Source organism: Candidatus Methylacidiphilales bacterium (genome assembly GCA_025056655.1).
Taxonomy (GTDB): Bacteria; Verrucomicrobiota; Verrucomicrobiia; order Methylacidiphilales; family JANWVL01; genus JANWVL01.
Map to the genome: position 1 here is coordinate 1 of JANWVL010000105.1, position 24,861 is coordinate 24,861.

The following is a 24,861-nucleotide window of genomic DNA, read 5'->3' on the forward strand; positions in this document are numbered from 1 at the left end:
GATGCTGGAAGGTGTGAGTCCTTGGTGGTGGGTGGTGGCGGCGGGGTTGTGTGAGGTGGTGTATGCGGTGGTGATGCCGCAGACGCAGGGGTTTACGCGGTTGTGGCCTTCGTTGTTTACGTTGGCTTTTATTGCGGCGAGTATGTATTGCCTTTCGTTGGCGATGCGGGGGTTGCCGGTGGGGACGGCTTATGCGGTGTGGGTGGGGATTGGGGCGTGTGGGACGGCCTTGGTGGGGGTGTGTTTTTTAGGGGAGTCGCGGGATGTGGGGCGGTTGTTGGGGATAGGGTTGATTGTGGTGGGAATTGTGTTGGTGAAGCTTTCGCATCGGTGATGGGGGGGGATGAGGGCCTGGTGCGGGGGGAGATTAGTAAAGGGGTTGGGGGATTATTTCTGTTGCGGGGATGAAGAGGCTGAAGGTGGTGCCTTGGCCTGGTTCGGTGCGGACGAAGACGCCTCCTTCAGCGGCGCGGAGGAGTCGTTCGACGACGGCGAGGCCGAGGCCGGTGCCGGTGCCTTGGGGTTTGGTGGAGAAGTAGGGTTCGAAGATGCGTTCGAGGATGTTGGGGGGGATGCCTTGGCCGTTGTCTTTGATGTGGAGGGCGACGAGGGGTGCGCGGTTGGCGAAGGTGAGGCGGTTGATGAAGATTTGGGTGGGGGTGTTGAGATAGAGGCTCATGTCGATGGGTTGCATGAGGATTTCGGGCTTGATTTCGATGGTGAGTGGGGTGTCGGGGTCTGCAGCGCTGCGGCAGGCGTTTTCGATGATGTTGTAGAGGATTTGGAAGAGGTCGGTGCGGCTGATTTTGATGTGGATGTCTTCGGTGGGGTGGAAGCGGAGGGTGTGTTTTTTAGATGCGGGGTGGATGCGGAAGACGTTTTCGATGTCGGCGAGGACTTGGTTGAGGGAGGTTGGTTGGGTCTGGGTGGGGTTGAAGAGGCCGAGGTAGCGGCGGCTGATTTCTGAGGCGCGTTCGGTTTCTCGGATGATGTCGTAGGTGAATTCGGCGAATCGTTTTTTGGATTCGGTGTCGAGGGTTTTGTGTTGTTGGATGAGCTCTTGGAGGAGTTCGGCTTGGGTTTTGACGGTGGTAAGGGGGCTGAGGATGTCGTGGAGGATGCCGGGGTAGATTTCGTCTTTGATGCGGGAGAGTTCGATGCTGAGTTCTTTTGCTTCAAGTTCGTTTTGGACTTGGGTGATTTTCTCGGTGTTTTCTTTGGAGAGGAGTGCTTGGTAGCGGCGGTCCATTGCTTTTTCGACGGCGTCGCGGACGCGGTGGATGTCGAAGGGTTTGTTGAGGTATTCGCAGGCGCCGTAGTTGATGGATTGGCGGAGGGATTTGGTGGTTTCGTAGGCGGTGAGGATGATGACTTGGATGTGGGGGTCTATTTTTTTGAGTTGGTTGAGGAGCTCGATGCCGGACATTTCTGGCATGCGGATGTCGACGATGGCGACGTCGATACGGTGTTGGCGGGCAATTTTGAGGGCTTGGGATGGGGCGCTTGCGACGTATACTTCGTAGTCGTCTTGGAAGACGATGCGGAGGGATTTGCGGGGACCTTCGTCGTCGTCAACGATGAGGAGGCGTCCTCGGACGGCTCGTGAGCCATCGGGTAGGGTGGTTCCGGGTTTGATGGTGGGGTCGGTGATGGAGGGGGCCATAGGATGGGTGGGGGTGGGGGTTATGCGGATCGTATGGGCATGATGACGTAGAGGAAGGGTTTTGAGTGTTTGATGACACCGGGGCTGAGTTCGTCGGTGTAGTCGAAGAAGAGGGTTTCGGTGTCGAGGTTGCGGACGGGCTCCATGAGATAGACGGGGTTGAAGGCGATGGCGAAGTCTTTGCCTTTGTAGTCGAGGGCGATGGTTTCCTTGGCTTCGCCTACGTCGGGGAGGTGGGTGCTGAGTTCGAGTTTATTTTTGGTGAAGGTGAGGCGGACAGCGGTGTGGAGGTCGGGGGCGAGGCAGGAGACGCGGCGGAGGGCGTTGAGGAAATGTTCACGGTCGATGATGACGCGTTCTTTGGCTTCAGTGGGGATGACTTGGCGGTAGTTGGGGTATTTGCCTTCGACGAGCTTGGTGACGAGGATAGTGTTGCCTAGGGAGAAAGCGATTTGTTTTTCGTCGGCGACGGTGAGGGTGAGTGGGGCTTCGGAGTCGGAGAGGATGGTTTCGAGGTTTCGAATGGCTTTGGAGGGGACGATGATGTCGAGCTCTTGGCTTTTTGTGATTTCCATTTCGTGCTCGGTGAGGGCGAGGCGCTTGCCGTCTGTGGCGACGAGGGTGAGTTTTCCGTTCTGAAAGCTGAAGAGGGTGCCCATGAGCATGCGGCGGGTGTCGTCGCTGGCCATGGCGTAGGAGGTTTTGCGGATCATTTCGCGCAAGGTTTTTTGGGTGAGGGTATAGGTGCGGGAACCTTCTACGGTGGGGAATGGCGGAAATTCTTCCTCTGGTAGGCCGAGGATTTTGAATGTGGCTTGGCCGGATTCTATGGTGGCGTTGTTTTTGGAGTCGACAGTGAAAGCTAGCTCAGGGGTGGGAAGCTCGCGAACGACGGTAGAGAGGCGGCGTGCAGGCAGAGTAGTGGCGCCTGGTTTTTCGACGGTGCCGTCGATGGTAATTTTGATAGCGTTGTCGAGGTCTGTGGCAGTGAGTGAGATTTTTCCGTCTTTGGCCTGTATGAGGGTGTTCGAGAGAACAGGCATGGTGGTTTTTTGATCAGCGGCCAAGAGGACTGTCTGAAGAGCTTGGTGTAGGGATTCCTTGCTGAGAATGCATTTCATAAGGCCTGTGGCAAAGCTTTTATCCTAGGATATGGGGGGAGAAAAACAAGACTTTTTTATTCGGCTTATTCATGGTGTGAATAAGGGCGATTTTTCTGGTTAACTCCTTGTGGGAAAAGGTGTTGTGATTAGTGAAAGGTTGTGAGTTATAAAATCAATAAGACGGGAGAGTGGGGGGTGGGCTGTTGGAGGAACTGGAGGTGGTGAGGGGTGAGGGGGTGTTATTGTGGAGAAGTTGGGGGTTATTCGCGAAGTTGTTAACATTTGTTAGAGCTGAGGATGCGGCTGTGGATAGCGGTGATAGGCTCTTCCTGGTTGATTTGTTTGGCGAGGTTGAGGGCGGCAGTCGTGAAATGGGGGTTATTTTCGATCTGAGTGATGGCAGCGAGGAGGCTATCGGCGGTGAGCGAGGTGGCTGGGAGGGTGAGGGCAGCTCCGAGATGGGCGAGACGTGCAGCGTTTTGAGGTTGGTCAAATGCGTGGGGGATGACGATGGAAGGTTTTCCTGCGCGCAGGACTTCGGCCGTTGTGCCGATGCCACCGTGGTGGATGACTGCACGGCAGTGAGGTAGGATTCGATATAAGGGAATGTAATCAGTTATGAAGTGCGCCTCTGAGTGTAGGTTTTTGTTCTTCAGGAGCATAGCATGGCGGCCTGCCAGGAAAATGGCGCGCCGCGTGCGAAGTGCGGACATCACCGTCTCAAAAAACAGGCCTGGATGCTCGATAATGGTCGTGCCAAGGGTGATAAGCCACGGGGGATCGTTGTTGTCTAGAAACATGGTAAGCGCTTGGTCGTCTTGTATGGGAGGCCACGGCTCTTTCCAAAACGCAAAGCCCAAAGGATGCCATTCTGGCGGCCATTCTGGTGCGGGTGGAGCAAACGAAGGGGAGTAGAGTTGCAGGAGGGCCTGCCGTGTGAAGCCCGCATAGAATGCGTTATTGATTGGGGGAAGCCCGACTTCTTGCCTGAGGTGATTAATAATCGGGTCTGTGACTCTTCGCATAAGCTGACGCCCGACTATCCACGCGATCTTAGAGATTGGAAAAAGCCATGGGTTACGGGGAAATATCCAGCTTGTGCCAGCGGGTCCTTGGCCGTGGCCTGGGGTAATACCGGGCGCGAGCGTGATAGTAAAAATAGGACTTTTGTGGCGGTCTGCAGCTGCTTGTGCGCTGAATGAGAAATGGTGCGCGATCATGCCATCGTGTTGTGGGATAAGTTTGCAGAGTGTTTGATATGCTTCTTTGAAGATAGGTGCGATGCCTTTTGAAAGTAAGGTTTTTAATGCACTGAGGCCGATATGTCGCGTGGAGAAGGCATCGTGTAGGCTACTAAGTAGCGCTTGCTGGCTGTGCTGAATCAAAGGACAGAAGGCAGCGTGTGTGAGCCTTGCTTTGTTTTCCCACATCGGATCCAGAGCTAGGGTGATAGAATGACCGCAGCGCTGCAATCCTTCTGCAAGAGCTAGAAAGGGATGGATATCGCCTGCGGATCCCCAGGACGTCAGAAGCCAACGCTGTGCGGCCATGGATTAACGCTCCAATACGGGGATTTGCACTTCGAAAGCCTGCATAAAAAAGGGAGTGATTCGTGGATTAGCAAATATGGCGTATCGCGGCTGTCCTACAAATTTCCAGCTTCTTTTTTTTCCCTCCTGAAGAAGCTTTTGTGTAGCTTTAAGTAAAGTTTTGATCTTTGGGCGTTGGTTGATGCGATAGCATCCTACCACGAGCGCGTCCAGGCGCTTCAGGCTCCAACGGAGGTTTTGAAAGAGTCGCGCTGAATAACGCTCTGCGACCTCGTCTGGATCAGGATATTTGCCTCCTTTATCAGGCAGGAGAAACAACCAGTCGTGTTCGGCGCGATCAGTCTCGTCCGGCAACACGAGAAAAACAGGCCAGGACATTCGCATCTTGCTATGGCTAAAGTAAAGCATCGCCGCGCGGTGTGCGATAGACCAAGTCTCCTCTTCTCTTGCGATGCTCACACGCACTGATAACACATCTGCCGATGGGAGATCCTTAATGGTGGCGGTTTCTCGGGCACTGCGTTGAAATAGTGGGTGCTCGGGCTCAGCGCATCCCAGAAAGAAATAGCATAAGAGTGCGAGCGACCCAAAGCTGGTTATCCGGATCTTATAAAAAGCTCTGTCCCGAGGGACTAAATCCGTAATTTTTCCCATGATCTGCTAAGGTTGCTTACTCCTCACAAAGTGCTCAAGCGCCTCTAAGACACCTTTTCCAGCTTTTCCCTTGGCAACGTAGCCCCCTTCTTTTCGCACATGCTTTTTTACGGCTTCTATTCCGTTTGCAGGACAAGCCAAATTGTGCGCGATAGACCGCTCTAGCATCGGGAGGTCGTTCCAGTGATCGCCTATTGCAAAGACTTTCTCGGAAATTGCCCCGATACGCTTCGATAGGGCGTTTAGGCAAGTCCCTTTATTGTATTCGGGGTGGCTAAAACGAAAATACACAGAGTTCCGCACGACCATCATCCCTGGATCCTCCGCGAGGATTTCGTTAATCAGAGCATGCGTGCGTTCAGCTTCCACTTCGTTGTCCGCAATAATTGCTAAGGGGGATCCCGGATCAGCATGGATTTGAAACGACACGCGCACTGAGCGACGCAGCACTTCATACAGGCGATCCAGCAGCGCTGCCTTCGCCGAAAAAAGCTCTCGGTGAGCAGCAGCACAGCGGTCATTCCATTCCGTCCAAGGGATGATTTCTCGATCTCGCACAGCATGAATCTCTCGCTCCACTAGCACGACCCAGTCTGGCCACTCGGAAAATTCCCGTGCGGTCAATTCCACACATAGACTATGCCAATCGCGCCCCGTGTTGATCACCCACTGCCCACCCGAGCGGCGAAGCTCCCGAACGGCTTCAAAAAAGCCATCTGGCGGCCGATCCCACGGATCCTGATCCACCAGTGTGCCGTCAAAATCCGTGCAGATCAGAGATAAAGGATAGACTGCGTTCATTCGCTCTCCCTTCCTAATCGCGTCGCTTTCGAGTCAGTCTCCATATAGCGTAGCCTAGCGCGATGCTGCTTGGTAAAAGGAACGGCGGCAACGTCATCGGAATCGGCAGAAAAATGTAGAGCAACACTCCGAGCGCAAAGATATTCACCCCTAAGAGAAAGAAAATCGGCACATAGAGAGGAAGCGCCCGCAAATGATCTTGAAGCGGATCCCACCAGCGAGACAAAATTTTACGCAGCATAGCATCAATTCTTCTCATAGCCGATCAAAGGCGTTAACGTCGAATTCAATTTTTCGCTATGAAAATGATTCCCCTCTCCCAAGACCAACTTCCTCCTCTGGGTGCTGCCACACTCATCGAAACAGAAAGTCACCGCATCGCCTTATTTCGCACCAGTAGCGGCCTCTACGCGCTCGACGATCACTGCCCGCATCGCGACGGACCGCTGCACCAAGGCACCATCGAAAATGATTGCGTCACCTGTCCGTGGCATCTCTGGCAATTTCGTCTCACCGATGGCCGTTGCACGAATGTCTCACACGCTACCGCTGCCAAGACATACCGCATCGTCGAAAAACAAGGCGAATTCTTCATCCAGATCGAGGACTAACAAAAGCTCCTTCTTCCCCTTCCCCTATTTCTGAGCTATCGCAGGCCATTTCTGCCCCAGCCACCGCCGCCCGATTCACAGCGTGCCAAACTTCGCCAAGTGCCCCTCCCGCCGCGCAGATTGATACAACACCCAAGTCAACACCCCCGCCCCCACCAGCCACAACACGTTGAGCCCCGCCGCTCGCAAGAAAAGCTCCATCGGGAAACTTCCAGGATCGGCGATCACCTGCCGCATCCCTTCAAACGCATGCGTCGCCGGCATCCAGCTCCCCACCGCCTGCATCCACGGCGGCAGCACCTCTAGCGGATAAAACACTGCAGCGAAAGGTTGAATCAGAAACGGAATCCCCCACGCCAGCGCTTCCACACCTTGCCCATACCGCATGATCAGAGCCATCGTGATCATCCCTATCGCCCATCCCATCACCATCAAATTCGCAAACAACGGAATCAACGCCAACCCCAGCCGCGTCAAATGAAAATCATAAATCGCCACCGCCAATCCGCTCAATATCAGCACAATAAATGACGTCTTCAAAAATCCCACCACATACGTCGCCACGATAAACTCCGAAATCCGCACCGGCGCCACAAAGACATTTAGCGTATTCCGCGCCCAGATGTCCTCGAGAAACGATATCGAAACCCCCTGCGCCGAGCGATACAAGATGTCCCAAAAAATCATTGCCCCGATGAGAAACGTAATCTTCGGCGAGCCGCTCAACTGCGTCATATACACCGTCAAAAACCCCCACACCAGCAAATCCATCGTCGGCCAAAACAACATCTCGATCAACCGCGGCACGCTCCGCCGATAGATATACAGATACCGCAACACAATCCCGTAAATCGTCACCCCATTCATGATCCCCTTGCCTCCACTTCCTCAAGCTGCCCATCCCGCGCGATGCGGATAAAGACATTTTCTAAACACGAAGCGTTGAACCGCCTCGTGATCTCCTGCGGCGTGCCCTCCGCTATCACACGGCCGCGACTTAGGAAAATCACCCGATCACACATCACCTCCACATCCCGCATATTGTGCGACGTGTAGAGCATCGTCATCCCGCGCTCCGCGTGGATGCGCCGCAACAACGTCCGCACTTTGTCCGCCATATCCGGATCCAAGCTCGCCGACGGCTCATCCAAAAAAAGAATCTCCGGATTATTGAGCAACGCCTTAGCCAAATTCACCCGCGTCGATTCGCCAGCCGAAAGCCGTCCCGTGATCTGCGTCCGCAGATGCGAGATTTCAAGCGTCTCCAAAAGCGACGCAATCGTCGCCTCCTTATTCTTCACACCATACAACGTCGCAAAAATCCGCAAATTCTCCACCACCGTCAGATTCGTCGGCAGCGAAACGTAGGCCGAAGAAAAGTTGCAACGCCGCAAGATCGCCACCCGATGCCGCTCCAGCGGCAACCCAAAAATTTGCACCGTTCCCGACGTCGGCAACGTCAACCCCAGCAAGATCGAAATCAACGTCGTCTTCCCTGCGCCGTTCGGCCCCAAAAGCCCTAAAATCTCGCCACGTGAGATTGAAAAGGAAACACCATCGAGCGCCTTCTTTTTTTTGAAAACCTTCGTCACCCCGCTTACCTCGAGCACGCAATCCTCGAGGAATGATGCCGACATAAAAAACAGGAATTCAATAGGGGATGCGGAGGCAGGATTTGAACCTGCGACCTTCAGGTTATGAGCCTGACGAGCTACCGGGCTGCTCCACCCCGCAATGTTGGCTGGTAATATGCACCGCCCGACTCAAAGAGCAAGAATTTTTTGAGCAACCCCCTTCGCTACGGCCTCCTGCAGAGCATCTCGTGCCCGCCGGGAAACCGCATTTGTAAAACACACGGCCCGAGAAGTTTTCAAGCTAAACATTTCGATGCAACGCGAACTAAAAAGGCGGCTGAGGAAACCTGCCCTCCTTTTTGGCCACTGGGTTTGAAAGGCAGCACGGGCACAGGGTGGGTCAACTATGAACAGTTAACAGCCAGCCTTCTGATTCTGAGAGGATCTGGAGGAGGCAACTCGGAGACAGAAGGCTGGCTGTATGGGGTTATCCTGATGCTCCTATAAGGGGGTTATCCTGATGCTCTTATATCCTGATGTCCTGCAGCGGTGTGGCGGAAAGGTAAGGTTTTAAAGCGGCGCCGGAGAGGCCTTGCGACGCCAGGGATGAAGGAGAGCAGGGAAAAGGCCGAGAGTGGGGCAACTCGGGAGAGCTGCGGTTTTTTGCCTCCCGAGTTGCCGTGGTGTTGCGTGGTTATTTACCGCAGCAATCTTCGCATTTGCCTTTGCAGCAGGCTTCGCAGTTGTCGCCGCAACATTTTTTGCAGCGGTCGCTTGTCTTCTCGGCTGTGGTGGCACAGCCGATGGTGAGGAAGGCTGCAAGAGCAATAAGGATGAATGTTTTCATAAGTGAACCTCCGTTTGTGAAGGGTTTAATAGACGAGCCCCAAGGATTGGCCTGGGTTTATTCAGGCATGATTGGGGTGCCGACTTTCGAGGCCGATCAGATGAGGCGAGGCGGAGGGAGGAGAGGGCGCTCTGTGCGGGAGAGGGCCGTCTCGTCGAGGAGATGAAAGGATTGGGTGAGGGCGGGGCAGGGCAAGAGAGAGGTCGGAAGTGAAAGGGTGTAGGGATAGGGGGAGAGGGGTGAGCAGAGACAGGTGGCGTGGCAGGGAGTGAAGGGCGCGTGGGAACAGGCTGCGGGAGATGCGTCTTGAGACGGAGATGGAGCACAGCAGGAGGAGGCAGGTGGGGTGTTTTCGCAACAAGCACAGGAGGAAGGTTGGTGGGCAAGCGGGAGCGAGGCAAAGCTTGTGATGGGCGTAAGCACTGAGGCGGCCGTCAGGCTTGTGAAAGCCAACGAGGCGATGAGCGTGGAGAGGGATGACGGCCGCATAAGGTTAAGATAAATGCGGAACGGAGCGTGTCAAGGTAGAGACGGCTTGTGAGGCGGGTCGCGGTGGGGTAGGATGAGGGGATGATAGCACGTTATGCGCGGCCGGAGATGACGGCGATTTGGGAGGAGCGGACGAAGTTGGATTTGTGGCTGGAGGTGGAGGTGACGGCGTGTGAGGTGATGGCGGAGCTGGGTTGGATCCCGGTGGAGGATGCGCGGGTGATTCGGGAGCGGGCGAGGTATGATGTGGAGGCGGTGCGCGGGAACGAGGCGCGGACGCAGCACGATGTGTTGGCGTTTTTGGAGGAGGTGGCGGCGCAGGTGGGGCCGGCTGGGCGGTGGATTCATCAGGGGTTGACGTCGTCGGATGTGTTGGATACGGCGTTTGCGGTGCAGTTGTGTCGGGCGTGTGATCTGCTTTTGGCAGATGTGGAGGGGGTGATCGAGGCGGTGCGGCGACGCGCGGTGGAGTATATGTTGACGCCGATGATGGGGCGGACGCATGGGGTGCATGGGGAGCCGATCACGTATGGGTATAAGTTGGCGGGGATGGTGGAGGAGTTTCGGCGGGCGGCGCGGCGATTGCGAGCGGGGCGGGAGGAGGTGGCGGTGGGGAAGATTTCTGGGGCGATGGGGACGTATGCGCATGGGGCGCCGGAGTTGGAGCGGCGGGTGTGTGAGCGGTTGGGGTTGAGGGCGGAGCGGCTTTCGACGCAGGTGGTGCCGCGGGATCGGCATGCGGCGTTGATGCAGGTGTGGGCGCTTGTGGCGACGAGTGTGGAGCGGTGGGCGGTGGAGTTTCGGCATTTGCAGCGGACAGAGGTGCTGGAGGTGGAGGAGTATTTTGCGGAGGGACAGAAAGGGTCGAGTGCGATGCCGCATAAACGGAATCCGATTGTGGGGGAGCGGCTGTGTGGGTTGGCGCGAGTGGTGAGAGGGTATGCGGTGACGGCGCTGGAGAATGTGGCGTTGTGGCATGAGCGGGATATTTCGCATTCGAGCGCGGAGCGGGTGATTTTTCCGGATGCGGCGGTGGCGCTGGATTATATGCTGAATTTGCTCAGAGAGCTTGTGGAGCGGCAGTTGGTGTATCCGGAGCGGATGCGGCAGAATTTGGAGCAGATGCGTGGGCTGTATGGTTCGCAGGGGTTGTTGTTGGAGTTGACGCGGAAGGGTGTGGGGCGACGGGAAGCGTATGAGGCGGTGCAGGCGGCGGCGATGGCGTGTTGGCGGGATGAGAGGGAGCGGCCTTTTGTGGAGCATGTGCGGGAGGTGCCGCTTTTGCGGGAGAAGTTGAGCGATGAGGAGATAGCCGCGGCGTGTGGGCTCGAGCGGCATGTGAGGTGGGTGAGGGAGAAGTTTGAAGAGCTTGGACTGGTGAGCCCGTAGGGATGCTGGAGAAAAAGAGCGGCGGGAAGACAGGGGGAGGGTCAGGCCTGTGGAACGGCGGGTTTTTGGGAGGTGATGTGGAGGCGGTCCCACCAGATGGGTTGTGAGGGGTGAGTGAAGGGAATGCGTTGGGTGGGACTGGCTAGAGTGTAGATGGCGTAGGAGAGATTTTGCTTGAGGTAGTCGCCGCGAAGGAATTTGCGGATACGGTGAAGGAGGACGATGGGAAGACGCAAGAGGCGCGTCCAGAGGGGAGCGAGTTTTTTGTGGAGGTAGTAGGCTTCGGCGCGGGCGTTGGGTTTGAGGTTCATATTATCTCCGGTGTCAGTGAAGGTGGAGATGTAGTCGCGGATGGCGTGGAAGGAGGAGCCGTCGCGGAGACGTTCGATGACCCAAGCGGCGTCGGCGAGGTCTTTGTAGCGGGTGTCGAAGCGTTTCCAGGGTTTTTCGACGACGTGACGTTTGTAGAAGAGAGCGGCGGTGAAGATGGGGAGGTGATCGGCATAGACGTGGCAGAGCCAAGGCTTGAGGCCTGGGCGGTTGGAGATGAGGTGACCGTTTTTATCGACGACGAGGACGCCGGCGCAGAGGATTTCAGTGGAGGGGTGACGTTGAAAGTAAGCAGCGATGGTGGTGAGTGCGGAGGGGAGAAACTGTTCGTCGCAGTTGAGGTAGCAGAGGATGTCGCCAGTGGCTTTGGCAATGCCACGGTTGATGGCATCATACATGCCGTGGTCCTGCTCTGAGTAGATGGAGAGTTGGTAGAAGGGATTGTTTGAAGAGGGGTCGAGGATTTTTTGTTGGTTGACGTAGAGGGTGGCGTTGAATTTTTGGGCGAATGGCTGGATCTCGGGGGTGCCGGCATCTTGGATGATGTGTTCGACGGAGATAGGAGGGTTTGTGCCTTGGACTTGATCGGCGACGGAGGCGATGCAGAGGGCGAGCCAGTCGAGCTGGCGATAGCTCGGGGTGATCACGGAAAACTTCATATTTTGTGGGAGGAGAGGATCACATTTTAGTATCGGTTTACGATGCAATACTTGGGGTCTTGGCGGATCATTTGGTCGTAGATCCAGCGGTAGGTTTTTTCGAGGCCGACGCGGAGGGGGATGGAGGGTTCCCAGTTGAGGAGGCGTTTGATGAGGGTGTTGTCGCTGGATCGGCCGCGGACGCCGAGGGGGGCGTCGAGTTTGTAGTGGCGCTTGAGTTTGACGCCGGCGATTTCTTCGGCGATGTCAACGAGTTGGTTGATGGTGACCATTTCAGCGCTGCCGAGGTTGATGGGGTCTGTGATTTGGCTTTCCATGATCATGGTGGTGCCTTTGATGCAGTCGTCGATGTATTGGAAGCTGCGGGTTTGTTGGCCGTCGCCCCAGATTTCGATTTCGTATTTTTTGTTGAGGACAGCGGAGATGACTTTGCGGCAGATGGCAGCGGGGGCTTTTTCGCGGCCGCCGTCGAAGGTGCCGTGGGGGCCGTAGACATTGTGGTAGCGGGCGACGCGGGTTTCGAGTCCGAAATCTTCTCTGAAGTGGCGACACATTCTTTCGGAGAAGAGTTTTTCCCAGCCGTAGCCGTCTTCGGGGTCGGCGGGGTAGGCGTCTTCTTCTTTGAGGCCGGGGTTGTTGGGGTCGCGTTGTTTGTAGCCGGCGTAGACGCAGGCGGATGAGGCGAAGAAGAAGCGCTGGGCGCCGCATTGTTTGGCGGCGAGGAGGAGGTGGGTGTTGATGAGGACGTTGAGCATGCAGAGGGCTTTGTTGAGTTCGATGAAACCCATGCCTCCCATGTCAGCGGCGAGGTTGTAAATCCAGTCGCAGCCGTTGACGGCTTGGATGCAGGCGTCTTTTTCTTCGAGGTTGAGGGTGAGGTTTTCGGCTTGGTCGAAGCGTTGATACCATTGCCATTGGGGTTTTTTATCTACGGCGCGGACGCGGTAGCCTTGGGAGAGGAGGTGTTTGACGAGGTGGCCACCGATGAAGCCGCCGGCGCCGGTGACGAGAACGAAGGGTTTGCTCATAGAGGGAGGGGTGAACCTAAGTAGTGTGGGGTTGTGGGGGTGTCAATTTTAATTCGGGGCATTTGTTGGGTGATGCAGTGGATGGCGCCGAGGCCCCAGATGAGGTCGGTGGCGTCGAAGGGGACAATGGTGCGATCGGGGAAGCATTGTGCGAGGATGGAGCAGGCGATGTCGTCGGCGGGGTCGCGGAAGATGGGGACGATGACTTGGCGGTTGGCGATGTAAAAGTTGGCATAGGATGCGGGAAGGCGCTGGTCGTCGATGTAGCGCGGTTTTGGCATAGGTAGGGTGGTGATGCGAAGGGGGCGACCGCGGGCGTCGGAGAGGGTTTGGAGGAGGGTGTAGTTGTTGGTGAGGGGGAGGTAGTTGGGGTCGTGGGGATTTTCTTCGATGGCGGTGACGACGTGGCCTGGGGCGACGAAACGGGTGAGGTCGTCGACGTGGCCGTCGGTGTCGTCGCCTTCGATGCCTTCGCCGAGCCAGAGGACTTTTTGGATGCCGAGGTAGTCGCGGAGGTAGGTTTCGATTTGATGGGGGGAGAGGGTGGGGTTGCGGTTGGGATTGAGGAGGCAACTTTTTGTGGTGAGGAGGGTGCCTTCGCCGTCGGTGTCGAGTGCGCCGCCTTCCATGATGATTCCTGGGGTGAAGAGGGGGAGGCCGAGGAATTGTGCGACTCGGGAGGGGATGATGTCGTCGAGATCGTATGGGGGGTATTTGCCGCCCCAGGCGTTGTAGTCCCAATCTACGATGGCGGCGCGGCCGTCTGGGTGTGTGAGGAAGATTGGTCCGTGGTCGCGACACCAAGGTTCATAGGATGGGAAGGGGTGTAGCCAGACGGTGCCTGGAATTTGTGCGGCTTCGAGGACCGAGATGGTGTGGCCGATGTGGGAGGCGTTTTCACCGAGTAGGGGGATGAGGCGGTCGGTTTCGCAGCGAGGAGCACAAATCACGCGGCCTTCAGCGGCATCAGGCCAATTCTCGAAGGAGGAGACAAGCGGAACGATCTCGGTGAACTCTCGAAGGGCTTGGAGGATTTGTTCGCGGTGCGTAGGGGAGAAGAAGTGGATGTGGACGGCTTCGTGGTGAGCGAGGAGGCGAGTGAGGCGAGCCCATATTTCAGGAATGGGTTCAAACCTTCCGGGGAAACTAATGCCATCTTCGCGGGGCCAGGTTAGGAATGTGGCACCGTGGAGCGTCCATTCAGCGGGCATGGAGAAGCCGAGGGAACGAGGGGAGGGAGACATGGTAGGATGAGTGCGAGGAAGGGGTGAGGCTAGGGGTTATCCAGGTAACGGCGTTGGAGGTCGGCGTAGGAGTCGATGCGGCGATCGCGGAGGAAGGGCCAATGGGTGCGGGTGGTGTCGATGAGGGAGAGATCGAGGGATGCTATGAGAATGGTTTCTTGATCGGATGGGGCTTCGGCGATGATTTGGCCCATGGGGTCGGCGATGAAGCTGTGTCCCCAGAATTCGATGCCTGGGGGGCCGTAAGGAGTTTCGTGGCCGAGGCGGTTGATGGCGGCGAGGTAGCAGCCGTTGGCGATGGCGTGGCTGCGCTGGATGGTCTGCCAGGCTTGGAGTTGAGCGGCGCCGCAGGTGGCTTTTTCGTCAGGATGCCATCCGATGGCTGTGGGGTAGAAGAGAATTTGTGCACCTTGGAGGGCGGTGAGGCGGGCGGCTTCGGGATACCATTGATCCCAACAGATGAGGACACCGATGGTGGCGTAGGCGGTGCGCCAAGCGCGGTAGCCGAGGTCGCCTGGTGTGAAGTAAAATTTTTCGTAGTAGCGAGGGTCGTCGGGGATGTGCATTTTGCGGTAGGATCCGAGGTAGGAGCCGTCGGCGTCGAGGATGATGGCGGTGTTGTGGTAGAGGCCGGGTGCGCGGCGTTCGAAGAGGGAGGCGATGATGACGATGTGGAGTTGTTTGGCGAGTTGGGAGAGTGTGCGGGTGGTGGGGCCGTCGGGGATGGGTTCGGCGAGGGAGAAGTTGGTGTGGTCTTCTTCTTGGCAGAAGTAGTGGGTGCGGAAGAGTTCTTGGGTGGCGATGATCTGGGCGCCTTTTGAGGCGGCTTGGCGGATGAGGTGGGTGTGGTGGTCGAGGTTTTGATCGGGGTCGGGGAAGGCGTGGGTTTGAATCAGGCCGAGGGTGACGGAGGTGTGTGGTGAGGGGGGGTCGGGGTGAGTCATGGGAGGGACATTGGCAGAAAAAGGTGCGGTGGGCAACGTTAGGCGGATGGAGAGTGGGGGACGTTTTCTAAGTCGATCACGCTTGCGAAGGATTTTTTGATTGTGGTGTCGGGGGGAGATGGGGAGACGTAGATAAGGGGGGCGTGCTGGGGAATTGCTTGGATAAAGGCGGAGCGGTGGTAAGTGTCGAGGGGGGCGAGGATGTCGTCGAGTAGGAGCCAGGGTGAGGCGGAGCGGCTGGTGTTGAGGTGATGGGCTTCGGTGAGTTTGAGGGCAAGGATGGCGATTTGGATTTGGCCTTCGGAGGCGTATTTTTGGAGGGGGCGTTTGTTAATCAGGATGCGCCAGTCGTCGCGGTGTGGACCGATGAGGGAATAGCCTAGGGAGCGTTCTTCTTGTAGTGAGGCGCTGAGGGATGAGGGGCGGGATGTGAAGCTTGGCAGGAAATCGAAGGTGAAGTTTGCGGTCGATGGGGAGAGGGTGTGGGCGAGGGTTTGGAGTGTGGGGTTGAGTTTTTCGACGAGTTGTGAACGAGATTGGGTGATCTGCCATCCGATCTCGATGTAGAGTGATTCGATTGCTTGGCCGACTGCTGCTTGGGGGGAGGGGGATCGGAGCCAGGCGTTGCGTTGGGCGAGGATTTTTCGCCAGCGTCGGAGAAGGGTGATGTAGGAGGTGTCGTGCATGGCGATGAGGCTATCCAACCAAGCGCGGCGATTTTCGCTGCTAGTGAGGAGGGTGAGGGTATCGGAGCGACTGATATAGACGGCGGCGGTGCGGCCGTAGAGTTCGTGGGGTTTGCATGGGATTTTGTGGGGGAGGAAGTATGATTTGGTGTGTTCGTGCCATGCGATTGATCCGACGTCGGAGTCTACTTGCCAATGATGGGAGCCGTGGTGAGCGATTTCGTGCCAGAGGCGGGTGCGGAAGGAGGAGAGGCGGCTGATGAGGTAGAGGGCTTCGAGGATGGAGGTTTTTCCGATGCCGTTTGGGCCTGTGATGAAGAGGCGTTGGGGGGAGAGATCGAGGGAAAGGGATTTCCACGATCGAAAGAAGGAGAGGTGGAGATTCCGCATATGAGTTAATGCGGATTGGAGGCGGGGAGGGGTATGAAGTGAAGAGCGGCGGAATTTAGGCAGTATCGGAGGCCAGTAGGAGGGGGACCATCGGGGAAGACATGGCCGAGGTGGCCATCGCAGCGTGTGCAGAGGATCTCGGTGCGGATCATACCGTGGGAGGTGTCGAGCCGCTCGGTGATGTTTTCTTTGGCGATGGGAGCGAAGAAGCTTGGCCAACCGGTGTGGGATTCGAATTTGGAGTGGGAATGGAAGAGTGGGAGATGACACCCTGCACAGCAGTAGATGCCGGTAGCTTTGTTGTGGAGGAGGTGGCCGCAGAAAGGACGCTCTGTGCCTTGGGCGCGGAGGATGCGGTAGGCTTCGGGAGAGAGTTTTTGTTTCCACTCGGAGTCTGGTAGGATGAGTTTGGGGAGAAGTTGTGGGGGCGTGAGGGTGCCGTCTGGTGAGATTTCTCGGATTAGGACTAGGGGGGGAGAGTTTGGGAGGGGCGAGGATGCGGGGTTGGGTGGGGAGGACATGTTGGGTTGTTGAAGATTGAGGTTGAGAAGAAAGATAAGCGCAAAGTGAAGGGAGGCGAAGGTCATTTAGGAGATGTTTGTAGCCAGGGAGGAAGGGGAGAGTGTGATCGGTGTGGAAGGGGAGGGCAAGAGAGGGGTATCGCGAAGGGCGTCTTTGACGGCTTCTTCGATTTGTTCTACGGAGATTGCGCGATAGGAGCGGATCCAATATTCCTCTGTGGTTTCCCATTTTTTGCGGCGTGGGGTGCGCATGATGATGACTGAACGGGGACTGAGAGGTCGCCAGCGTATAGGGCCATAAGTCGGTGAGGAGCGACCGAAGATATCGACTGCAGGGCAGTTTACGGCAGCTGCGAGATGGCTTGGGCCGGTGTTTCGGGAGACGAAGACCTTTGCGTAGCGGAGGAGCCAGGCGAGTTCGCCTAGGTGGGTTTTGCCGGCTAAGTTGATGAAGGGGATGTTCCAAGCGTGGAGCATGCGTTTAATTTTGACGATGGAGGGATCGCGAGCGCGATCGCCGATGAGGACGATGTCGAAGCCGTAATTTTTGTAGATGCGTTTGGAGAGTTCAGCGAAATATTCTGCAGGCCATCTTAATGTGGGGGAGAAAGCGGTGGGGTTGATGACTGCGTAATTCATGGTTTCGAAGAGTTGCGGCATTTTTTCTGCGAGTGAGTCTTTGTAGCGGACATCTAGGACGATGGAGGGGCGGATAGGTCCTTTGGGTTCGACGCCGAGTTCTTGTAGGAGGTCGAAGTTGTATAGGGCTTCGTGTTTCAATCCTTGATCGCGGGTATCGGGGTGTGAACGATTGAGGGTCCATGACCATCCTAGTCTTGAGTAACCGACGCGGAGGCCGATGCGTTGTTGCCATGCAGCTAGGTAGCAAGAGGGGTGGGGGTGGAGGTGAATAATCGATGTAGGGCGGATCTGGCGCAGGCTCATTGAAATCATGGCGACGTCTTTCCATGAGAATTCTTCTGCCTGGGGGGGGATAGAAATAAAACCGGCTAGGCATGGATGATTTTGAAGGAGGATGCGTAGGGGCTCGCGAGCCATGAAGTAGAATTTAGTGTCGGGAAAGCGCTTTTTGAGAATAGGCAGGCAAGAGGTGCTGATGATGACATCTCCAATGCGGTCGGGACGGCAAATGACGACGCGAGAGGACTGCTCCAGTTTCATTTTGATGAATAAATTAAAACAAAACAGGCGTGTGTGGCAACGCAAGGAATGTGGATAGAAGTCAGCAGAGGAGTCTTTGGACAGCGGTGTCGTAAGTGAGCATAATGGCGCGATTGTGTGCTAGGTGAGCGCGTCGGTTGCGTTCTTCAGGGTTTTCGATGGCTTCTAAGATTGCATTGCTTAGGGCGGTGGGATTGTTTTCTGGGACAAGCCAGCCTGTAGCGCCGTCTTCTATGGCGTGGACGAGACCTCCTGAAGCGTAGGCGATCGCTGGACATCTGCAGGCTGCAGCTTCGATGATAGAAAGTCCAAAGCCTTCGATACTATGTGGAAGCGACAAACTCGGCTGAATGAGGAGGTATGCTTTTTGATACTCTTGGATGAGGGTGCTGTCGCTTGCATCGGGAATGTGGACGCAGCGAATTTTATTGCGTCGAGCTAGAGAAAAAATTTTTTTTCGATAGGAACGCGATCCGCGGCCGATCATGCGATAAGTGATGCGGTATTTAATCGCGCTTGGCAGTAGGGCCATGGCTTTTATTGCTTCCAGTTGACCTTTTCGTGGATCGAGGCGAGCAACGGATAGGATGATAATTTCAGTTGGAGGCTTAGTCGTGGGGGTTGCGTTTTTTAGGGGCAAGTTTCGGAAAGGATGGCTTAGGCCGCATGGGGCGATCTCAACGGAACGGTCTTTGGGGAAATATGGAGAACGCAGCAACAGATCACGAACGAACGGGGTAGTGGCGAAAATAGAGACTTGTTTTTGTTGAAATAATGAGAGCATGATGGGGCCCCAGAACCAGGAGCGGCGGTTTATTTTTAGTATCTCCGATCCATGGAAGAGGATGCGGATGGAGGAATTCGCGGGCTTTAGCCCGGATAATGCCCATGCGCGCAGAGCGCCCCAGCTAGTTAAGCAGATGATCCGATCGGGTAAGGCATTTGCGTGGAGTCTGAGGAAGCGAATGAAGCGGTAGGTGTCACTCCACCGGAGGGTTCCTTTGCCGGGGATAGAGGTAATGATATAAGGCCAAGCGCCGGCGCGGCTTGGAGGTTGTTGGCAGCAGACTTCTAAGGGGATGCCTTTGTTATGGGCTTCAAGAGCTAGCTCCTGAACATAGCGAGCGACTCCACCGCGGAATGGGTAGAATTCATGGGTTAGAATGAGTGCAGGCTTTGAGAAAGGCATACAGAGGGGGTTAAGCAAGTTGTATGAGGCCGTTTAGCCAGTATTGTGGAGGAGCGACAATTTTGAGGCTTTGTATTTCGATGAGTCTTTTTTTAATGAGGTTATGAAATTCGATGGAGGCGGCATCGTCTAGCTGGAAGGATTCGCATAGGGAGAGAGTTTTTTCGAGTAAGGGACGGATGAATGGGTAGATCTTTTTTTTGAACAGTTCTTTGCGTTGGCGCTTAATTACAGGGATCAGTAGCTTGGCTTGTATTTGATTTTCTATCTCGGAGGCGGTTTGTGAGAAGGTTTGTGGGGCAGTAGGAGGTAATTTTTTTGAGCTTCGTGGGGCGGTTTGTCGTAGAGCTTCATATTTTTTTTCTAGTAATTCCAGTTCGAGATATTCTTTTTGTAGTTTTTTCAAAATGGCAAGGTCAGATGGGGTTAAAAATTGTCCTTGGCAAGCACGGAGTTGCTTAGCGAGGGGGCAGGTATCCATATCGGCGAGAGGCTATCGGGAAGTAGAGATAAAATCAACGTGCATGCAGTGGGGCAGTGAAGTAGATTTGTTTACTTCTGGGTAAAGATTATGAGTGTGGATGTGCTGACGCCGATGATGCAGCAGTATCGCACATTGAGGCGTGAGGTGCCGTCCGATGCGTTGCTTTTTTTTCGGTTGGGTGATTTTTATGAAATGTTTTTTGAGGATGCGGAGCGGGGAGCCAAAGCTTTAGACTTAACTTTGACGCAGCGGCAGGGGGTGCCGATGTGTGGAGTGCCGTATCATACTGCGCAGGTTTATATCAACCGTTTGATTGCGCAGGGGTTTCGAGTGGCGATTTGTGATCAGCTTGAAACGCCGCGCCCTGGCCAGTTAGTTAGGCGGGGGATTACGCAGATCATTAGTAAGGGAACGATTACTGATACGGAATGTCTAGCGCCGAAAAGGAATAATTATTGTTGTGCTTATTACGTGGGGGCGCAGGGGGTGGGATTAGCTGCGTTGGATTTGACTACTGGGGAATTTCGGGCGGGGGAATTTCCGCGTGCGGCATTGCATGAGGCGGAAGATTGGCTTATGCGCTGGCAGCCAGCAGAGATTCTTTATCCGCAAGACCAGAAATTGCCTGCGGTCTGTATCGATGCGGTTCAGACGGTGTGTGACCCGTGGACGTTTTCTTTGGATAATGCGCGGTTTGTGTTGTTGGATCACTTTAAGTTGCATACGCTGGATGCTTTTGGGTTGGAGACGTTGCCGCTGGCTACAGCTGCAGCAGGGGCTTTGCTTCATTATGTAAGGGAGACGATGCGGCACGATGTGCGGCATGTTTTGTGTGTGCGGGTGGTGGAGCGGGAGCAAGTCTTAATTCTGGATCCGACGACGTTGCGGAATTTAGAGATATTGGAGCCAGTCTCTAGGCTAGCGCCGGCTGAAGCCTCTTTGCTAGCGGCTATGGATCGAACGGTGACTGCGGGTGGGGGGCGTTTGTTGCGGCAGTGGATTACTGCGCCGTTGCGGGATGTGGAGGGGATTGAGAAACGGCTTGAGGTGGTGGATTACTGGGTGAGATATGAGCGCCATCGGGATCTTTTTCGTGAGGCTTTGCGGGGGGTGAGGGATATCGAGCGGCTTGTGGCGCGGTTGTCCTTGGGAACGGGGAATGCGCGAGATTTGGTGGCGTTGCGTTCTACTTTGGCGCAAATCCCGCGTGTCAAGGGTCTAATGAGTGAGGTTCCTTGTCGTTTGACTCAGCAACTTGCGGAGCAGGTTGTGTATCCTGAGTCGTTGTATGAGTTGCTATCGAAAGCGCTGGTAGATGAGCCGCCGGTCGCGGTGAAAGAGGGGGGACTTATACGGGAGGGATATCATCCGGAAGTGGATGAATTGAGGCAGGCTACGGTGCGGGGGAAGGAGTGGATTGCACAGCTTCAACAAAAAGAGCAAGAGCGGACGGGGATTAAGTCGCTGAAGATCCGCTACAATTCGGTGTTTGGCTATTATATCGAGGTGAGCCATGCACAGCGGGACGCAGTGCCGCGAGATTACATTCGTAAGCAGACTTTGGCGAATGCTGAGCGATACATTACGCCTGAGTTGAAAGAGATGGAGAACAAGATATTGGGGGCTGAGGAGCGGTTGAAGCAGCTTGAGTATGAGCTTTTTCTTGAGCTACGGGCGGCGGCGACGCGGGAGACTGCACAATTGCAAGCTACTGCTGCAGCGATCAGTGCTGCGGATGTCTTGGCGGGCTGGGCTTTGCTGGCAAGGGAGCAGGGTTATGTGCGGCCGATGGTGAGTGAAGGGGATCGGCTTGAAATTGAAGAGGGTCGACATCCTGTGTTGGAGCGATTGACTGTGGGAGGGCGTTTTGTTCCGAATGATATACGCATGGATAAGGAATCGCGGCTCATGATATTGACAGGGCCGAATATGGCAGGAAAGAGCACGTATTTGAGGCAGACGGCGTTGATTGTGGTGATGGCGCATTGCGGGTCTTTTGTTCCAGCTAAGAGGGCTGAGGTGCCGATTACCGATCGAGTTTTCACGCGTGTGGGGGCGTCGGATGATTTGGCGAGGGGCCAGAGCACGTTTATGGTGGAGATGAGTGAGACGGCGCACATTTTGCATCATGCGACGGAGCGCAGCTTGGTGATTTTGGATGAGATAGGGCGTGGGACGAGCACGTTTGATGGGCTATCGATTGCGTGGGCGGTGGCGGAGTATTTACATGGTGAGTTGAAAGCGAAGACTCTTTTTGCGACACATTATCATGAGTTGACACGGCTTGCGGATCAGTTGCCTGGTGTTGTGAATGCGCATGTGGCTGTGAGGGAGTGGAACGATCAGATTATTTTTCTGCATAAGATCATGCCAGGGGGTGTGGATCGAAGCTATGGCATTCAGGTGGCTCGGCTGGCAGGTTTGCCTAAGCAGGTTGTAGATCGTGCGGGAGAGATTTTGGCGCGGCTAGAGGTGGCGGGTGGGCAATCGAGGCGGGCTATTATTTCAGAGATTGAAGGAATTCATTCGGACAGAAAAAGGGCTCACCGCGCTGCGGGAGAGGCAACGGGGGAGCTTTTTGTGGATTGTGCTGAGTAGGGTAAGAGGTGTTACAGCTTCTCTGTGGGGAGATCGGATTGGAGGTAGTATTGCTGGCCGATACGGAATTCTTGCTGTTTATCTAAGAGGAGGATTCGTAGGTCGGATATGGAACGGTTTATGGTTTGTATTTGCTGGCGGAGGCGGTTTTGAGTGCGTGGATCTCGAGTTGAGGTGAGTTGTTTTTGAAGAGTTTGGACGTTGTTGGAGAGGGCGTGGATGGAGTTTTGGATGTTTTTGATTTCTTGGGAGATTTTGTTTTTCCAATTGTTGTAGGTTTTAATGATGTAGTCGAGTTGAGCTTGTTGCAATTTATCGATTTCTTCTTGGGGAATGACTCTTCGGGTGCGAGGGGATGGGGGATAGGGTAGGTCTATGGGGGGGAGGTCTCGAGGGATGTCTAAATCCAGTGGGGGAAATTCGTAGGGGGATCGTCCTGTGGGGCCGGGGATGAAGGGGTTACATTTGTTTTTACCGTGGGGGCCGGCTAGGTAAATGGCGTGTAGTGCGGCATCGGAGATGAGCCCATGGTTAAACCATTCGATTTCATCGATGCGCATGGCAGGAGGCCTTGATCCGCGGCCTATCTCAGTGGATATGCGCACTGGCTGCGTATTGGCGAATGAGGCAAAAGATTGATTGCTGGTGATGGGCGGGGAAACCCAGTCATTTACACGGAATGTGAATTGCATTCGATTGTCGGGGAGTCGTTTACCGCGGATGGCGATGAAATTCCAGGAACCATGGCAGAGGCCGCTATGGCCGACTGGTTTGGTGGGGAAGTTGGGTATGCAGGAGTTAACTGGAAGAGGGGGGCTTTGTATCAGCTCGCTTACGCTGTTGTTGTCTCGTAGGCCGGCGTATAGGTAGGTTGTGCGTGGGCCTACGATATTGGGGTTAAGAGGATGGAATGGAGCGAAATCAAATAGGCCGAGGATGAGGCCTGGTCCGGTTGCGTTGGGGAAATCGATCTTAGTCCAGAGGTTGACGCCGCCGACTCCTCTTGTGACTGTGAAATTGTCATTGGGAATATAAAGCCAGGCGTCGTAGACGAAGGCGTGGTCGTTTTGAAGTTCAGGTGAGTGTGGGATGGTGAGAGCGGGATCGGTGGTGGGGGTAGTGTATTGCAGACTCAGGGCGCCGTCTACGAGGCCGTCGGATGTCCAACTGTATCCGTTGCCAACAGTAGCCACGTGGTTACCGCGGAGGCTGGTAGCTGTGTTGCCAGAAGTTTCATCAAGTGGTAGCCAGAGGGTGAAATCAGCAGGGGTTGTGTTAACTGCTGTGGAGTTTACACGAGGGGAGCATTGGCTGCAGGCATCTGGGGAAAGGGGTGGAAGGGCTTGTTGACCGGTGCAGGAAGGATCGCTGCATTGCAGGTTGCCGCATGAATAGAGGATAGTGTTGAGATACTCGTAAATGGCTTTTTCAACTTCACAGCATTTGATGAATGCGAGGGTTTCGTCGCTATGTCCACTGCCGGTGCCCGTTAATGCACTGGCGGTTTTGTTAGTCGAACCGATGATTGCCATAGAGGAGGGAAGACCTTGGCCGGGGTCAATTAGTGTGATTTTATTGTGGAGACGGATGTTGGTGAAGTTGAGGGGGCCAGAGAAGCGTTGGTAAGGCGGGCCGAATTTGTCATCGACGCACAAAACATGTAGGTTACTCCGGCCGCCGTTTTGATAGTTTGCAGGATTTAGGAGGTATTGCCATTGGGGGTAAGATGCACCTCCGGGGTTTCGGTCGACGGGGTCAATTTCGATATAGACTTTTTTTCCATTATCGCAGGCTTCGATGAGTGCGGCGGTGATAGCGGCGTGGGTGAGTTTGTTTTCGGCGATCACGATGGTGTTTTGAGCAGCTTTGATGGCGTTTACGTAGTGAAGGAGAGCATTATTGGCGTTGGGATTTGTGGGAGGTAGGTTGTTTGGATTGGGGGAGAATCTTACGCCGACTTTGCATTTGCCGTTGTTGAATACGGCCATATCGTGAGGGTAGGTATTAAGGTTTTTGTTTTTTGTAGGATCGAGATGATATCGCCCGTCGGTGGGGTTGTTGGGAGAGTTCATCATTTGGGCGAGCTCGTTTTGCATGGGGAGAGCTAACTTGTCTCCTATGCTATTCAGAGATGGCTGAGATGATGGGAAGTCGCCTTTGAATGTGATGCCGGAGTTGTGTTGATTATTGTAGGCGCCGGTGGTTTTATTATCGGTCCCAATCTTGACCACCGATCTACCTGAGCCCGGCACGCCCGGATTAATGGGGGTGATAAGGTAATCCTTTTTGTGCATGATACCGTAGCTTGAGGGTAAGGCGGGAGGAGTGATGTGGCGTATTTCGTAACGGAAATTGGGATAATTTGCTGCCAAGGTGTTAATCATATAACCACAGTAATCGGTTACGTGAGACTGTGTGTTGCCAGGAGTGTTCAAATATCCTGCGTCCAGTATGAGGTAGATCTGGCCTAGGGGGATGAGGGGGAGTTTGTTAGAGATGGCTTGGAGGAGCTTGCATGCAGCGCCGTGGGTGAGCGCGGTGCCTGTGAAGCTGTATATTGTTATATACATGCGTTCGCCATTTTGGAGGCTGTTGATCGAGTTGATCATGCTCGTTAAGGGGTCGTATTCTCCTGGGCCTACGTTATTGGTGTTGTCGTCAGGCTCGGAGTAAGTGAACGTCCAGTCTGTTCCTACTACGGTCCCGGCATGAGCTGGGGTTGTGAGATGGAGCCAGATGATGGCGGCGGTGGAGAGGAGAGATAAGAGTTTCATAATGGGTTGTTTTTAACGGCTAGGCTATTGATAATATTTCTTTGAGGCAACTTATGGTCGGTAAAACTTTATTTACAATCTAGGCAAAAAATTAACAAAATTAGCTTAGTCTTGGGTCTTGTTCTTGCTGCGCTGTTACTGGGGTGAGCCG

Annotated in this window: 25 protein-coding genes, 1 tRNA gene and 1 pseudogene; 5 read left to right on the forward strand and 22 right to left on the reverse strand. The window is 55.0% G+C overall.

From position 1 onward, the window contains the following. Position 1: 1 nt before the first annotated feature. Entirely contained in the window at positions 2 to 334 is a 333-nt protein-coding gene (locus NZM04_06410; protein ID MCS7063661.1) for a multidrug efflux SMR transporter, read from the forward strand. A 33-nt stretch (positions 335 to 367) separates the two neighbouring features. Here NZM04_06410 and NZM04_06415 read toward each other — a convergent pair whose 3' ends face one another. The 7 genes and pseudogenes from NZM04_06415 to NZM04_06445 all read right to left on the reverse strand — a co-directional run bounded on the left by NZM04_06415 (position 368) and on the right by NZM04_06445 (position 6,012). Beyond that, positions 368 to 1,249: a HAMP domain-containing histidine kinase gene (locus NZM04_06415; GenBank protein ID MCS7063662.1), complete on the reverse strand. Its 882-nt coding sequence runs from the start codon at positions 1,247 to 1,249 to the stop codon at positions 368 to 370. Between the two features lie 21 nt (positions 1,250 to 1,270). Beyond that, a pseudogene (locus tag NZM04_06420) lies at positions 1,271 to 1,663 on the reverse strand (response regulator). Between the two features lie 20 nt (positions 1,664 to 1,683). Continuing rightward, positions 1,684 to 2,784: a DNA polymerase III subunit beta gene (gene dnaN / locus NZM04_06425; protein MCS7063663.1), complete on the reverse strand. Its 1,101-nt coding sequence runs from the start codon at positions 2,782 to 2,784 to the stop codon at positions 1,684 to 1,686. Positions 2,785 to 3,041: 257 nt separating this feature from the next. Further along, positions 3,042 to 4,316 (reverse strand): glycosyltransferase, encoded by a 1,275-nt coding sequence (locus tag NZM04_06430; protein ID MCS7063664.1) that lies wholly within the window; start codon positions 4,314 to 4,316, stop codon positions 3,042 to 3,044. 3 nt (positions 4,317 to 4,319) lie between these two features. Next, on the reverse strand, positions 4,320 to 4,970 hold the full coding sequence (locus NZM04_06435; protein MCS7063665.1) for a hypothetical protein: 651 nt from the start codon (positions 4,968 to 4,970) through the stop codon (positions 4,320 to 4,322). Between the two features lie 6 nt (positions 4,971 to 4,976). Further along, positions 4,977 to 5,771, reverse strand: a complete 795-nt coding sequence (locus tag NZM04_06440) for a Cof-type HAD-IIB family hydrolase (GenBank protein MCS7063666.1) — start codon at positions 5,769 to 5,771, stop codon at positions 4,977 to 4,979. 13 nt (positions 5,772 to 5,784) lie between these two features. Continuing rightward, positions 5,785 to 6,012, reverse strand: coding sequence for a hypothetical protein (locus NZM04_06445; protein ID MCS7063667.1), 228 nt, complete (start codon positions 6,010 to 6,012; stop codon positions 5,785 to 5,787). A 58-nt stretch (positions 6,013 to 6,070) separates the two neighbouring features. On the opposite strand from NZM04_06445, the gene NZM04_06450 reads away from it, so the two are divergent. Further along, positions 6,071 to 6,382 carry a Rieske 2Fe-2S domain-containing protein gene (locus tag NZM04_06450; GenBank protein ID MCS7063668.1) on the forward strand — a complete coding sequence of 104 codons (312 nt, stop codon included), beginning with the start codon at positions 6,071 to 6,073 and terminating at the stop codon, positions 6,380 to 6,382. A 75-nt stretch (positions 6,383 to 6,457) separates the two neighbouring features. Here the strand turns inward: NZM04_06450 and NZM04_06455 are convergent, their stop codons facing one another. The 3 genes from NZM04_06455 to NZM04_06465 form a co-directional block, all read right to left on the reverse strand. Next, positions 6,458 to 7,249 (reverse strand): ABC transporter permease, encoded by a 792-nt coding sequence (locus tag NZM04_06455; protein ID MCS7063669.1) that lies wholly within the window; start codon positions 7,247 to 7,249, stop codon positions 6,458 to 6,460. Next, a complete protein-coding gene (locus NZM04_06460) occupies positions 7,246 to 8,019 on the reverse strand; it encodes an ABC transporter ATP-binding protein (GenBank protein MCS7063670.1) in 774 nt (257 codons plus the stop codon). The genes NZM04_06455 and NZM04_06460 overlap by 4 nt, the downstream gene beginning before the upstream one ends. Before the next feature lie 23 nt (positions 8,020 to 8,042). Further along, positions 8,043 to 8,116 (reverse strand) — tRNA-Met (locus NZM04_06465). A 47-nt stretch (positions 8,117 to 8,163) separates the two neighbouring features. Between NZM04_06465 and NZM04_06470 the strand changes: the two genes are divergently transcribed. Beyond that, positions 8,164 to 8,463: a hypothetical protein gene (locus tag NZM04_06470; GenBank protein MCS7063671.1), complete on the forward strand. Its 300-nt coding sequence runs from the start codon at positions 8,164 to 8,166 to the stop codon at positions 8,461 to 8,463. Between the two features lie 187 nt (positions 8,464 to 8,650). Here NZM04_06470 and NZM04_06475 read toward each other — a convergent pair whose 3' ends face one another. Together NZM04_06475 and NZM04_06480 are read right to left on the reverse strand one after the other, a co-directional pair. Next, positions 8,651 to 8,803 carry a hypothetical protein gene (locus NZM04_06475; protein MCS7063672.1) on the reverse strand — a complete coding sequence of 51 codons (153 nt, stop codon included), beginning with the start codon at positions 8,801 to 8,803 and terminating at the stop codon, positions 8,651 to 8,653. Positions 8,804 to 8,899: 96 nt separating this feature from the next. Continuing rightward, the gene (locus NZM04_06480) at positions 8,900 to 9,292 is read right to left on the reverse strand and encodes a hypothetical protein (protein MCS7063673.1); all 393 of its coding nucleotides are present in this window, start codon (positions 9,290 to 9,292) and stop codon (positions 8,900 to 8,902) included. Positions 9,293 to 9,373: 81 nt separating this feature from the next. On the opposite strand from NZM04_06480, the gene purB reads away from it, so the two are divergent. Continuing rightward, positions 9,374 to 10,681, forward strand: a complete 1,308-nt coding sequence (gene purB / locus NZM04_06485) for an adenylosuccinate lyase (protein ID MCS7063674.1) — start codon at positions 9,374 to 9,376, stop codon at positions 10,679 to 10,681. 41 nt (positions 10,682 to 10,722) lie between these two features. Here the strand turns inward: purB and NZM04_06490 are convergent, their stop codons facing one another. The 9 genes from NZM04_06490 to NZM04_06530 all read right to left on the reverse strand — a co-directional run bounded on the left by NZM04_06490 (position 10,723) and on the right by NZM04_06530 (position 19,335). Then, complete coding sequence (locus NZM04_06490; protein MCS7063675.1) at positions 10,723 to 11,670, reverse strand: glycosyltransferase; 948 nt, start codon at positions 11,668 to 11,670, stop codon at positions 10,723 to 10,725. Positions 11,671 to 11,696: 26 nt separating this feature from the next. Next, positions 11,697 to 12,698, reverse strand: a complete 1,002-nt coding sequence (locus NZM04_06495; GenBank protein MCS7063676.1) for an NAD-dependent epimerase/dehydratase family protein — start codon at positions 12,696 to 12,698, stop codon at positions 11,697 to 11,699. Then, positions 12,695 to 13,942: an agmatine deiminase family protein gene (locus NZM04_06500; GenBank protein ID MCS7063677.1), complete on the reverse strand. Its 1,248-nt coding sequence runs from the start codon at positions 13,940 to 13,942 to the stop codon at positions 12,695 to 12,697. Before NZM04_06500 ends, NZM04_06495 begins: the two co-directional genes overlap by 4 nt. Positions 13,943 to 13,971: 29 nt before the next feature. Beyond that, complete coding sequence (locus NZM04_06505) at positions 13,972 to 14,922, reverse strand: carbon-nitrogen hydrolase (GenBank protein MCS7063678.1); 951 nt, start codon at positions 14,920 to 14,922, stop codon at positions 13,972 to 13,974. Positions 14,923 to 14,924: 2 nt separating this feature from the next. Beyond that, positions 14,925 to 15,962 (reverse strand): DNA replication and repair protein RecF, encoded by a 1,038-nt coding sequence (gene recF, locus NZM04_06510; GenBank protein ID MCS7063679.1) that lies wholly within the window; start codon positions 15,960 to 15,962, stop codon positions 14,925 to 14,927. A 5-nt stretch (positions 15,963 to 15,967) separates the two neighbouring features. Next, the gene (gene msrB, locus NZM04_06515) at positions 15,968 to 16,549 is read right to left on the reverse strand and encodes a peptide-methionine (R)-S-oxide reductase MsrB (protein ID MCS7063680.1); all 582 of its coding nucleotides are present in this window, start codon (positions 16,547 to 16,549) and stop codon (positions 15,968 to 15,970) included. Beyond that, positions 16,550 to 17,665 carry a glycosyltransferase family 9 protein gene (locus NZM04_06520; protein ID MCS7063681.1) on the reverse strand — a complete coding sequence of 372 codons (1,116 nt, stop codon included), beginning with the start codon at positions 17,663 to 17,665 and terminating at the stop codon, positions 16,550 to 16,552. Positions 17,666 to 17,726: 61 nt separating this feature from the next. Further along, positions 17,727 to 18,854, reverse strand: a complete 1,128-nt coding sequence (locus tag NZM04_06525; GenBank protein ID MCS7063682.1) for a glycosyltransferase family 4 protein — start codon at positions 18,852 to 18,854, stop codon at positions 17,727 to 17,729. Between the two features lie 10 nt (positions 18,855 to 18,864). Continuing rightward, positions 18,865 to 19,335 (reverse strand): hypothetical protein, encoded by a 471-nt coding sequence (locus tag NZM04_06530; protein MCS7063683.1) that lies wholly within the window; start codon positions 19,333 to 19,335, stop codon positions 18,865 to 18,867. Positions 19,336 to 19,425: 90 nt separating this feature from the next. On the opposite strand from NZM04_06530, the gene mutS reads away from it, so the two are divergent. After that, positions 19,426 to 21,936 (forward strand): DNA mismatch repair protein MutS, encoded by a 2,511-nt coding sequence (gene mutS / locus NZM04_06535; GenBank protein ID MCS7063684.1) that lies wholly within the window; start codon positions 19,426 to 19,428, stop codon positions 21,934 to 21,936. An 11-nt stretch (positions 21,937 to 21,947) separates the two neighbouring features. On the opposite strand, the gene NZM04_06540 is transcribed toward mutS, so the two are convergent. Further along, complete coding sequence (locus NZM04_06540; protein MCS7063685.1) at positions 21,948 to 24,710, reverse strand: phospholipase D-like domain-containing protein; 2,763 nt, start codon at positions 24,708 to 24,710, stop codon at positions 21,948 to 21,950. Positions 24,711 to 24,861 lie beyond the last annotated feature (151 nt).

Bases quoted from the DNA above. Each gene is read 5' to 3' on its own strand.
- NZM04_06455 (MCS7063669.1), bottom strand. From the start codon at position 7,249: ATGAATGGGGTGACGATTTACGGGATTGTGTTGCGGTATCTGTATATC.
- NZM04_06415 (MCS7063662.1), bottom strand. From the start codon at position 1,249: ATGGACCGCCGCTACCAAGCACTCCTCTCCAAAGAAAACACCGAGAAA.
- NZM04_06490 (MCS7063675.1), bottom strand. From the start codon at position 11,670: ATGAAGTTTTCCGTGATCACCCCGAGCTATCGCCAGCTCGACTGGCTC.
- NZM04_06410 (MCS7063661.1), top strand. From the start codon at position 2: ATGCTGGAAGGTGTGAGTCCTTGGTGGTGGGTGGTGGCGGCGGGGTTG.
- NZM04_06500 (MCS7063677.1), bottom strand. From the start codon at position 13,942: ATGTCTCCCTCCCCTCGTTCCCTCGGCTTCTCCATGCCCGCTGAATGG.
- NZM04_06525 (MCS7063682.1), bottom strand. From the start codon at position 18,854: ATGCCTTTCTCAAAGCCTGCACTCATTCTAACCCATGAATTCTACCCA.
- mutS (MCS7063684.1), top strand. From the start codon at position 19,426: ATGAGTGTGGATGTGCTGACGCCGATGATGCAGCAGTATCGCACATTG.
- dnaN (MCS7063663.1), bottom strand. From the start codon at position 2,784: ATGAAATGCATTCTCAGCAAGGAATCCCTACACCAAGCTCTTCAGACA.
- NZM04_06520 (MCS7063681.1), bottom strand. From the start codon at position 17,665: ATGAAACTGGAGCAGTCCTCTCGCGTCGTCATTTGCCGTCCCGACCGC.
- purB (MCS7063674.1), top strand. From the start codon at position 9,374: ATGATAGCACGTTATGCGCGGCCGGAGATGACGGCGATTTGGGAGGAG.
- NZM04_06495 (MCS7063676.1), bottom strand. From the start codon at position 12,698: ATGAGCAAACCCTTCGTTCTCGTCACCGGCGCCGGCGGCTTCATCGGT.
- NZM04_06435 (MCS7063665.1), bottom strand. From the start codon at position 4,970: ATGGGAAAAATTACGGATTTAGTCCCTCGGGACAGAGCTTTTTATAAG.
- recF (MCS7063679.1), bottom strand. From the start codon at position 15,962: ATGCGGAATCTCCACCTCTCCTTCTTTCGATCGTGGAAATCCCTTTCC.
- NZM04_06445 (MCS7063667.1), bottom strand. From the start codon at position 6,012: ATGCTGCGTAAAATTTTGTCTCGCTGGTGGGATCCGCTTCAAGATCAT.
- NZM04_06540 (MCS7063685.1), bottom strand. From the start codon at position 24,710: ATGAAACTCTTATCTCTCCTCTCCACCGCCGCCATCATCTGGCTCCAT.
- NZM04_06450 (MCS7063668.1), top strand. From the start codon at position 6,071: ATGAAAATGATTCCCCTCTCCCAAGACCAACTTCCTCCTCTGGGTGCT.
- NZM04_06480 (MCS7063673.1), bottom strand. From the start codon at position 9,292: ATGCGGCCGTCATCCCTCTCCACGCTCATCGCCTCGTTGGCTTTCACA.
- NZM04_06430 (MCS7063664.1), bottom strand. From the start codon at position 4,316: ATGGCCGCACAGCGTTGGCTTCTGACGTCCTGGGGATCCGCAGGCGAT.
- NZM04_06475 (MCS7063672.1), bottom strand. From the start codon at position 8,803: ATGAAAACATTCATCCTTATTGCTCTTGCAGCCTTCCTCACCATCGGC.
- NZM04_06530 (MCS7063683.1), bottom strand. From the start codon at position 19,335: ATGGATACCTGCCCCCTCGCTAAGCAACTCCGTGCTTGCCAAGGACAA.
- NZM04_06440 (MCS7063666.1), bottom strand. From the start codon at position 5,771: ATGAACGCAGTCTATCCTTTATCTCTGATCTGCACGGATTTTGACGGC.
- msrB (MCS7063680.1), bottom strand. From the start codon at position 16,549: ATGACCTTCGCCTCCCTTCACTTTGCGCTTATCTTTCTTCTCAACCTC.
- NZM04_06460 (MCS7063670.1), bottom strand. From the start codon at position 8,019: ATGTCGGCATCATTCCTCGAGGATTGCGTGCTCGAGGTAAGCGGGGTG.